At 26.6% G+C, this 10,391-nt stretch carries 11 protein-coding genes; 2 read left to right on the top strand and 9 right to left on the bottom strand.

What is annotated here, in order from left to right; genetic code table 11:
- Positions 1-178 precede the first annotated feature (178 nt).
- Together Q5O44_RS12490 and Q5O44_RS12485 are read left to right on the top strand one after the other, a co-directional pair.
- Positions 179-331 (top strand): hypothetical protein, encoded by a 153-nt coding sequence (locus Q5O44_RS12490; RefSeq protein WP_022168771.1) that lies wholly within the window; start codon positions 179-181, stop codon positions 329-331.
- Between the two features lie 93 nt (positions 332-424).
- Positions 425-1,258, top strand: coding sequence for a transposase (locus tag Q5O44_RS12485; RefSeq protein ID WP_022168770.1), 834 nt, complete (start codon positions 425-427; stop codon positions 1,256-1,258).
- 907 nt (positions 1,259-2,165) lie between these two features.
- On the opposite strand, the gene Q5O44_RS12480 is transcribed toward Q5O44_RS12485, so the two are convergent.
- The 9 genes from Q5O44_RS12480 to Q5O44_RS12440 form a co-directional block, all read right to left on the bottom strand.
- The gene (locus Q5O44_RS12480) at positions 2,166-2,354 is read right to left on the bottom strand and encodes a hypothetical protein (RefSeq protein WP_022168769.1); all 189 of its coding nucleotides are present in this window, start codon (positions 2,352-2,354) and stop codon (positions 2,166-2,168) included.
- A 923-nt stretch (positions 2,355-3,277) separates the two neighbouring features.
- Positions 3,278-4,393 carry an RNA-guided endonuclease TnpB family protein gene (locus Q5O44_RS12475; RefSeq protein WP_022168768.1) on the bottom strand — a complete coding sequence of 372 codons (1,116 nt, stop codon included), beginning with the start codon at positions 4,391-4,393 and terminating at the stop codon, positions 3,278-3,280.
- On the bottom strand, positions 4,371-4,766 hold the full coding sequence (locus tag Q5O44_RS12470; protein WP_022168767.1) for an IS607 family transposase: 396 nt from the start codon (positions 4,764-4,766) through the stop codon (positions 4,371-4,373). Before Q5O44_RS12470 ends, Q5O44_RS12475 begins: the two co-directional genes overlap by 23 nt.
- Before the next feature lie 364 nt (positions 4,767-5,130).
- Positions 5,131-5,580 (bottom strand): hypothetical protein, encoded by a 450-nt coding sequence (locus Q5O44_RS12465; RefSeq protein ID WP_302638032.1) that lies wholly within the window; start codon positions 5,578-5,580, stop codon positions 5,131-5,133.
- A 16-nt stretch (positions 5,581-5,596) separates the two neighbouring features.
- Entirely contained in the window at positions 5,597-5,779 is a 183-nt protein-coding gene (locus tag Q5O44_RS12460; protein WP_022168765.1) for a hypothetical protein, read from the bottom strand.
- Between the two features lie 82 nt (positions 5,780-5,861).
- A complete protein-coding gene (locus Q5O44_RS12455) occupies positions 5,862-6,929 on the bottom strand; it encodes a hypothetical protein (RefSeq protein WP_022168764.1) in 1,068 nt (355 codons plus the stop codon).
- 17 nt (positions 6,930-6,946) lie between these two features.
- Positions 6,947-7,462: a hypothetical protein gene (locus Q5O44_RS12450; protein ID WP_022168763.1), complete on the bottom strand. Its 516-nt coding sequence runs from the start codon at positions 7,460-7,462 to the stop codon at positions 6,947-6,949.
- 103 nt (positions 7,463-7,565) lie between these two features.
- Complete coding sequence (locus tag Q5O44_RS12445) at positions 7,566-9,611, bottom strand: pullulanase (protein ID WP_022168762.1); 2,046 nt, start codon at positions 9,609-9,611, stop codon at positions 7,566-7,568.
- Positions 9,612-9,916: 305 nt separating this feature from the next.
- Positions 9,917-10,391 (bottom strand): hypothetical protein (locus tag Q5O44_RS12440; RefSeq protein ID WP_302638029.1); only part of this gene is annotated, 475 nt, incomplete at its 5' end.

The raw sequence follows: 10,391 nt of genomic DNA, 5'->3' as shown, positions 1-10,391 counted from the left end.
AAATGGGGTTGTTTCATTAAAAATAAATACTATAATATATTAGCTTAATTTTTAATTACACCACTTTACAAGTAATTTAAAAATAAATCCCATAAAATAAAACGAGCCAAATACTTAACCCCTGCAAAAACTAATCATAAAACAAAATACAAACAAGAGCAGGAGTGTATTTGGCCTTATGAATAGTATTAACAATAAATCAATAATTAAAACATTAGAAATATATTTATCTCAATATAAAGATATTTTTTATAAAAGAAGCTTTGAAAATTTTAAAATTACTATTATTGCATTACTTTATGTTCAAGAAGTTAGATCTATAAATTTATAAAGAAATACTGGAATGCTTGCTTAAATAGATTTTACTATTTCTTAGCACAAAAAAAGCTTTAATATATCCCAATTAGCGATAGCTACGCTTAACGTGGCAATTAGTCTTATACCAAATACTTTAAAGAAAACTACAACTATATACTTAATAATAGATGATACTCTTCAAGCTAAATTTGGTGAAAAATTTGATTGTTATGAAAAGCTTTTTGATCATACAAGTAAAAATAGATCATCTTATTTAAATGGCCAGTGTTTTATATCATTAGCTATAGCTATTCCAATAACCCATAATACTAAAATTAATTATCTAAAACTTCCTATCCAATATAGACTTTATGATAAAACTAAAACTAAATTAGAAGTAGCAGCAGATATGGTTATGGATATAACCCATGCTTTAGCAGAATATCAAGTAATTGTTACTTGTGATAGTTGGTATACTAAAGCACCATTTATAAGTTCAATTAAAAAATTTGAAAATATAAATATAATAGGTGCTTTGCGTAGCGATACAGCTATGTTTAATCTTAATATAGAAAAAACTCACAAACGTGGTAGACCTAGAAAAAGAGGTAAAAGAATAGACTATCATAATTTAAAATATAAAAAAGATTGTAAATTCTTTGTTACTCACATAAAGTTAGCTGTAAACTTAATTGATACGCCAGTGTATATAACAATTACTACTACAGATATAGTTAAATTTACTTCTGTTAGATTATACATTAGTATTATCGATCCTAATGAAATTAATAGTTTTGATAATATATCAATTGATGAAACTAAACAAGATAAACCTGTAGAGAAATCAACCTATAACATACATAAAATACGTTGGAATATAGAAACTATTTTCTACCAACAAAAAACTTTTTGGTCATTAAGAAATTATATAGTAAAGAGTAAGGAGTCTATAAATAAGTAAATTAATTTACTAGGTATAGCCTATAGCCTAACAATACTATTACCATTTATCAGCAACAATCTTTATAAGTATAAATTTCAAAGTCCACAAGAAGTGAAATATCATTTATCAGAGTGTATTTCTAAGGAATTTATTTTTAGTAAATTGCTTAAAACACTGCAATTAGATAAAAATATTACTACCTCTGAAGATATATTTAAATATCTTACCGATAGCAATAAAGCTAGTCAAATTTATTGTAAAGTGCTGCAATAATAATTATAAATATTTAAATTAATTATGTCAATAAACTAGTAATGATTAATTACAGAATAAAACAAATTGCGACGAAAAGCTACAAAAATTTAAATATTAGTGTAAAATAATAAAAGTATAATGCTATCTTTACGATTAGCATTAAAAATGCTCTTTATATTAATATCACAATCTATGAAGGGAGGGTGAATTATCTATAGGGATATCGCACTAAATAATTAGTGCACAGCTCATTTTTGTAAAAATTTAATTTTATCTCCATACTCTAAATCTTGACTTACTAAATTTCTCATATTAAAACTTTCATTACTTGGATTATCCTGTACCCCAACTTTAACTTCAACAAGTCTATTTCTTACTCCAGTATTTTCAGTATCTCTAAATATTTATACTCCATAGTAATCATAATTACTTTTAGATGTAGCAAGAAATTCGATCATTTATTAAAGCTTCAAAATTAATCTTAGGCTTATTGTTTTCTTCAACTAATTTTAATTTAAAAGCTGGAAGATCTTATTCACTTATATTACGACCACCAAATATTAGTTCATTTCTTTCTAAACCTTTTTGAATAGTTAATGTTCTACATTTATTCCATTGCTATAATCATCTTCTGACACTCTATCTGTTTTAATAACATTTCCTGAAATCTTTAACTTGTTATGATTTGAAGCCATAAGCTTACATAATAACTTTCATACATATTTATTTTTTCTAATTCAATTCCAACACTATCTATAATCTTAATTTTAAAAGCAGCTCCAGAATATCCTTTTATAGCTTGATTATTACTTGATACTCTATTAACTTCTATTTTATGATTTACAGAGTCAATAGTCATATTAAACAACTCATTATTAGTACCTTTAGAATAAAACTTAAATTTAACTTACTCTAAATCATTCTTAGGTTATACTGTAATTATAGCTTTCTTAGTTACTCTTGCTCCCCAACTATCTGTTAATGTGTATATAACTGTTTGTTCACCTAACTTCATATTATTGAAAACACTATAATTTAATAATAAAGGAATATGATTATCTTGATCAAAAGTATCACTTACTGTTATCCCTTTTGCTAAATCTATATCATCTTCTCTTTTTATTGTCTTTTTCCAAACTGTTTCATTATTTTCAGTTACTTCAGTATATCCTGCTTCAGAACCTATAGTTATTGTTGGAGCGTCATTAGTTACTACTTCTAATCCAGTATTAGTTACTTTAAATAACTTTTTACCTCTTTCTAAGCTTGCAGTTCCCTCAACATATGAATTGTTGTCATCACCTTTAACGTTACTTTTATAAGCTTTTTACTGATATCGAATTTAATTTTAAATCTTTCATCGTTACCATTACTATATCTAACACCTTTTACTGTAAAAACAATATCTGTTAATGATATTGGTTGAGCTCTAGTGTATAAGGCTATAGGTGAAACTTCACTTTCACTTTATATATCTTTATTTTCAGATTCTTCTATTTCTTTGACTTAATTTGAGTTTAATGTAGCATTAGCTATTAATTGTTTTGGTAAAAATTCAATTGTCATTAATGCTACACATATCAAATATAAAAGTCTTTTTCTTTATTTCACTACTTCACCGTTGCCAAAACTTTATAAAACTTTATAAAGCTTGTTTAATTCCTTATTCAACGTGTCCTATTTTGTCTTGATAAACATAGACTACTTTAGTTTGATATGACACTCCAAAGGCGTAAATTTCCATACAACGCATGGTATATATTAGCAATATCTTATAAGTGATTAAATTGCTAATTTATATCTTGAAAGATTAATACTTGCATTGTAGTCTCTATTTATATTTAAACCACATGAACATTTATATATTCTATCTTTAAGTTTTAAATCTTTTTTTATAGATCCACAACAACTACATAATTTTGATGATGGATAATATCTATCTGCTTCAACAAAGTCTATACCACAAAACTCACATTTATACTTCATTTTTAATTTAAAATCATATAAACATTGCTCTGCTATTGCTTTAGATAAATGTTTATTTTTCATCATTCCTTTTATATTCAAATCTTCCATAACTATTCTCGATGGTTTGGTTTTCACTATCATTCTAGTTACTTGATGAATATAATTTAATCTTATATTAGATAATCTACGGTGAATAAGTTTAATTTGATTTTCAAGTTTTGCAATGTTCTTAGTTTTGACATACTCCTTTCCTTTTTTATTTTTTTCATATTTCCTTGAACATTGTCTTTGTTTTCTTTTTAAAGATTTTTTTAACCTTCTAACTTCCTTAGATTTATTAATATTTTTGAAAGTCATTCCATTACTGCATACAGCTAAATCTTTAATACCAACATCAATACCCAAACTTTCACCAGTTAATTGAACTACGGGCATTTCTTCTTCAATACCTACGGATAAATACCAATACTTATTATCATAGCTAATTCTTGGATTTGTATATTTAACATCCATAGGTAATTGTTCTTTAGTTTTAACCCAACCTATTTTTTCAATTAAAACTGATTTTTCTTTAGCTTTTAATTTAGAAGTATCATTATAAAAAGATGGTTTTGATTTCTTTCTATTTTTAAATTTAGGTTTATCAACTAAACCTTTAAAGAAGTTTTTATAAGCATTACAACAATCTTTTACTGATTGTTTTGCTACATTATTGGACACTTCATTAAGCCATGATAATTTATCTTTTTTAAGTCGAGTAATCTCTTTTCTTAAATCACTATCTTTGATAAATTTACCACCATTTTTATAACTTTCTTCTTGTCTATTTAAAGTCCAGTTATAGATAAATCTTGCGGTACCAACAGATTGCCATAATTTTTGTTCTTGTTCTTCTGTTGGATATAATCTAATCTTTTTTGCAAGTATCATCTTCCAATAACTCCTTAATTATTTTTTTAGCTTTGTTTGCTTTTTTACTTTGAAGTCTGCAACTAAATACTGTAACTATTTGAATTAAATCTTCAACTAATTCTTGTTCTTCTGTTTTTTCAGTATTATCAATAATTTCAATAGTAATTCCATATTTTTCACAAAGATTTTCTATTAACTCATATCCAAATCTAATTAATCTGTCTTTGTAAAGAACCACTATTTTATTAACCTCTGAATTAGTAATCATATCTATCAACTGATTTAAACCTTTTTTATTGTATTTTAACTTTCCATTTTTATCCCAATTTCTTAGAGTTTTTGTAGTTTTTCCAATAGCTTTAGCAAATTCTCCTATTGAATAATATTTCAAAAGTCCCATCTCCTAAAACTATTATGCCAAACTTTGTAATTTTTATCTAATATTTTAAAAAGTTTTCTAACATTCTATAAACTGTTACATTACCTTCCATTATGTAAAGTTATAATACTTCACATATTCTTGATACTTTTAAGTAGTTCTCTCACTAACTTATTATACTTTTAAATAAGCGTAGCTTATTTTTTTATTTCATCCCTTCATTCTTACAAACATATAAAAAAGATTTAAAAATACTATAACTAATAAACTATTAACTATAATACCTTTAAATCTATTATACTTTTAACATATTTCAATTTTTTTCTCTATTTTTTCGGAAAATTTTATATTCATTATATAAAAAATTTAATATATTTTATGACCAATTGTACTCACTAGTTATTGGATTATATTCCATATAAACTCCATCTTCTATTGATATCTTATATTTTAGTATTTCTACATCTTCAACTAATCTACTATCTGGTCCTACTATTAACACTTCTTTTGACTTTTCTCCTGAAGATACTAAACCACTTATATTAATATCTTCAACAGTGTCAGTATTTTTATACTTAACTTGTAAAGTCATATTTGTTATTGTTTTATTAGAATTATTTTCATAATAAGTTTTTAATAACGGATGATCTCCATCTTGGTTTATATTAAATACAACATTTATAGTGTCTATAGTAAAAGGTTGCTCTATAGCAGTAAAAAATCTACTTTCCTCTGTATTTTTAGTGCTTTTTATAATTAAAAATGCCCCCAAGATAAATACAACTATTAAAGATATAGCTATTATTATATTTTTATTAATTTTCAAACTAGCACCTCCTTTTTTATGACCAATTATAAGTATTTGTTGTTTGATCATATTCCATATAAGTTCCATTTTTCAATGTAACTTTATACTTTAAAAATTCTAAATCTTCTTCATTTCCACTGTCAGGAGCTTCTAATAATTTATATTTGCTGATATTATTAAATTTACTGCTAGTAAATGAAACTAAAAATGCAATCAAACCTATACCTACTACAATTCCAATTGCAATAATGCTATTTTTCTTTTACATAATTGCTCACCAACTTTATCTGTAATTTATATTAACTTTCACTAGGATTTTGTAGTGCTGAATTTTCACCACTTCCAGTAGAACCTGAACCTGAATCAGCACCTTCATTACTTCCACCACTAGTTATATTTCCACTAGAAGGTGTACTTGAAGCATTTCCTTCAGAGCCTGTGCCTGCACTACCACCTGCTCCATTTCCTATACCTGAATTTGCATTTTGAGTAGAGAAAGATAATATTAAACTAAAATTAGAAACAACATCAGTTTCAATTCCTTCACTTTTAGGTGTTTCCCATAAATCACTTCTATAATATATTCTAGCAGTTTCATTAGAACCAATTTCACCTAATTTATTTTCTTCAGAAGTTCTATTTTTATTCAAAGTATGTAAATCTATTGTTTTTAAATATGTACCTTGTTGTGGTCTGTCGTAGTTTAAGCTTAATCTCATTTCAACTTTATTGTTTCCTGCTTCCGGCTCCCTTATATATAACTTAGTATCTTTAGTTGAACTATCAGTTCTTGCACTACTAGCAGAATTATTACTTTCATTCACTCTTGTAAAGCTATTAAGGGAAACATTTAATGGATATGTCCCATTATTAGTTATACTATGATATGGTGACACAAACTTACCGTAAAAAGACCCCCCATTTTCAAGTCTATTTACTATCATAAAATCCATATTTAATGGAACTGTCACTGATATTTTAAAAAGTTTATCATCACTTGGTTTAGTTCCTATTAAATCTCCATCCTGAATATTATCAAAATTAGGCATATCCTTATTGTCGGGTTCCCATGGTCCTATTGCACCATCAAGCTCAACTTCCTTATCAACAGGCTCTGGAGAAGTGCCTGGTCTTATGGGCTCAATTGGTTGATTTGGATTTGTAGTATCACTATCATTTTCTCCTTCAGAAGTACTTCCATCACCAGTTGAAGGTGTATTTCCTGCTGATTCTCCGCCACTAGATGGAGGTGCGTCTATTTCTCCTTCTGCAATAGTTCTTATAGAATCAATTTGTGAGTACCCTTGTGTTGTCATTGAAAAATTAGTTAATGCAAACATTAAAGCTAAAAGTATTGCTCTTTTCATTAATATCCCCCTACTCATTAATTTTCCACAGCTATTACCATCTTAGCTGCAGATATTCCTAATAATTCTTCTGTTGTTGGATCATATGCACTTATAGTAGCCGTTGCTTCATATTCACCTTTTTTAAGATTTCTACTCAATTTTGCTTTTTCTATATATTGATTAGGTTTAAGTTTACCACTTTTAAATATGGTTTTGTTATTGGAATCTAATTTAATTTCTACATCTATTAAATAATTATTAAAAGGTGGATTATATATTCTTATATTACCTTCTGATTTTCCATTTTCGAAAAACGGTCTTGAGTTAATCTCAAAGGAAAAAGTTGATTCATCGGCTTTTCTTTGCATTATCTCTTCAATTTCAGATGCAGTATATCCTGATATGACACCATCTTGAATTATGGCACCACTTGAATTGCTACCATAATTTTTATAAATATTTACACTTAATCCTGCAATTACACCTATTCCAATAAATACTCCAAAAATCAAAATAAATTTAATATTTTTTTTATTAAATTGAAATTTCATATAATTATCTTTCCCTTCTATATATTTTATAAAAGATAAATTATTCTATATACATATAAGGAGAATTATATTAATTCTCCTTATATGTATATATTAATTTTTATTAGTCCGTAGATTTTTTTATCTTTAAAATTAAAGTAAATCTATCTTGGATTGGAGAATTTCTCTCTAGCTCTGCTGTACCAGCTTCTCCATCTAAAACCAATCCTACAGTTTGGTTAGCCAATACTTTAGCAATTTTCTTTTGTGATTCATTAATTAAATTTTCACTACCTAAAGAACCTAAAACTTTTCTATCACCTAAATATACTTTTTTAACATTTCCTTTAATAGATAAATTAATTTCATTTCTTCTATAAGTTAATGTGTCAATAGTTCTTGTATTGCCATTACTTTGTGTTACAACTTCATCAGTTACAAGCTTTATGCCGTAATTACCATTAACATCTATAAAATCATTCACTATAATATCAACTGGCAATTCTCCATTATTTGTTATATTTATATTCATGCCTATAAACTTAGCATCTTTATTAACTGTAAACATCGCTGCTGTAGGAACAGTTACACTTATTGTTTTTCTTGGAGTTTCTCCTGCATTGCTTTTAATTCTACCTTCAGTACTTATACTTGCATCTGATGTCCCACTACTTGTAATTATATCTTGTTCAGTTTCAATACTTTCATCACCTGAAGAATTTCCTCCTTCTTCTTCAACTACCCCATCTGTTAATTCATCATTCATCACAGAAAGTAAATTATAGTTATTTACAAGCATCGCTTTTGCATTTCTTAAGTCTATTACTTCATTTACTAATTCAGCTTCTCTTGGTCTTGACTTAGTATATTTAAGAACTCTTAAAGTATATACTTTTTCTTCTAGCAGATCATACTTTAACTTTACTAATTCATTTGTTTTTACATAATCTTCTCTTATTATTTCATTATTTTCATCATATAATATAACTTTTCCAGACTCTAAAGTATTGTCTATATCTTTAATGGTAAATTCAGCATCAATATTTATATTATCATCTTCAATATTTCCATCTACCACTAAATCATCAACTATTGGTTCTTCTGGTAAAACTTCTATGGGAACACTTTGATTTATTGCAACTTCAGTACCATCTGACATTATTATAGTTTCCAATGTTAGATTATTAATTCCTGCTATTTCAGGAGCTTGTACAACTGTTGAATACTTGTCTGATTTAGAAAATAAACTTCTAGTTAATTTTCTTGTGGCATTATATTCTTTACCATTAACAACAACTTTTTCTACATATATATAATCTTTAGATGATTTAACATCAAAATCAATATTCACTTCTTCTTTCTTTTTTACTATATCAGATTCTGTTTCTAAAGATACCACCGCTAATTCCAACGCTGTTGTTTCAACTCTAACTAAAAAATCTTTTTCTAGCTTAGTATTATCACTTAATTGAACATTAGCTTTTACCGTATATAAACCTGGTTTATATGTGTCAACAGTATTTTCCGTAATAACTATCTTATTAGTTATATTACTACCATCAATATCAGTAGCAGATAATTTGAGATTTTTTAAAGGATCAAATTTATCACCTTCATAAATCATTAAATCTTTTCCTACAAAAGAAGATTTATCAATAAACTCTTCTTTCTTATTTTCAATTTTCTCATTATCATTACTTGATGAAGTATTATTGCTATTATTTGATGATGGCTTTTCTTCTACATAGTAATTATTAGAACTACTACCATTGTTTAAAGTATTATTACTGTAAGTGGAAGTTTCTATAGTTGTATCATCTTTTGGAATTTCTGATGGTGTGAAGCTATCAAATCCACTTTTAATAGCAGAAGCTGTAATTGGACCTTTTACTTCATCTTCTTTCTTTACAATAGTTCCTTCTTCAAATTCCTTAAGGCTAATTTCCTTTTTGTATACATAAAGGCTAACCTTTTCTTTTAATTTTTCATAATTAGGATCCCCATCTATAAGCGATTGTATATATAGTTTTGAATCCTTTATAAATTTAGGAGGTTTCACCACTGTTATGCAAAAAATAGCTGAAAAAACTACAATTCCACTTATAGCCCAATATTTCTTTTTATATTTATAGTTTTCTTTTAATTTGCATATTATTTTTTCTCTTTTCATATCCACATCCCCATAAATTACTATTTTTTTATAATTTATGTCACTATAAAATTATACTACTTAAAATTTTATCACATTTTTAATTATTTTAAAATCTAAATTCGCAAATTTTAACTTTTATACGCTAATTCTAAACACAAAGCGCAAAAATCGACTCCCCAATAATGTTAAGTCGATTTTTCTTTTAATTCTTTTCATTTTAAATTCTTAAACTCTAAGTAAGCAAATACATCTTCACTAATTATTTTTATAATTTCTTAAATTTTATATTTTTATTTACTTTTTAAACAACAATTTAAACATAATTAATCCACTGCTTTTTTTACTCTTAATTTTAAGGTAAATTGTTCTGTGATAGCAGTTGTATCATCTGCATCTCCCCCAGCAATTCCTGTTAAATTTATTGTTGTACTTGTATTTTGCCCTCCTATTTTACCTAAACTAGCTATTTTAACCCCATCACTAGTTACCAAATCCTGTTGCAAAGGATTTGTTGCGTCATATATTCCATTTCCATTTTTACTTGATACAAGACCAGCAGTACCTGCGTTTCCTTCAAGATTTAAAACAACCTTATTTGTTTTTTTAGTGCCTATATCTGTTCTATCTTTAATCACTTCTATACCAGTTGCACCATTTCCATCAACAAACTGATATGCATATATTTCTACATCTGCTGTACCATTGTTTTTAATATCTAAACTTGTACCTTTAACTACCCCTTTATTATTAACTGTAAAAGCTAGAGCTGTTGGTATTGTAACACTTATAGTCCCTTCT

Source organism: Clostridium sp. CAG:221 (genome assembly GCA_000435835.1).
Lineage (GTDB): Bacteria > Bacillota > Clostridia > Clostridiales > Clostridiaceae > Clostridium.
This window is presented reverse-complemented; position numbering and strand designations above follow the sequence as displayed.

What these genes read in the sequence shown, in the direction of transcription:
- Q5O44_RS12445 (WP_022168762.1), bottom strand. Translation starts at nt 9,611, where the DNA reads ATGAAAAGAGAAAAAATAATATGCAAATTAAAAGAAAACTATAAATAT.
- Q5O44_RS12455 (WP_022168764.1), bottom strand. Translation starts at nt 6,929, where the DNA reads ATGAAAAGAGCAATACTTTTAGCTTTAATGTTTGCATTAACTAATTTT.
- Q5O44_RS12490 (WP_022168771.1), top strand. Translation starts at nt 179, where the DNA reads ATGAATAGTATTAACAATAAATCAATAATTAAAACATTAGAAATATAT.
- Q5O44_RS12475 (WP_022168768.1), bottom strand. Translation starts at nt 4,393, where the DNA reads ATGATACTTGCAAAAAAGATTAGATTATATCCAACAGAAGAACAAGAA.
- Q5O44_RS12450 (WP_022168763.1), bottom strand. Translation starts at nt 7,462, where the DNA reads ATGAAATTTCAATTTAATAAAAAAAATATTAAATTTATTTTGATTTTT.
- Q5O44_RS12480 (WP_022168769.1), bottom strand. Translation starts at nt 2,354, where the DNA reads ATGACTATTGACTCTGTAAATCATAAAATAGAAGTTAATAGAGTATCA.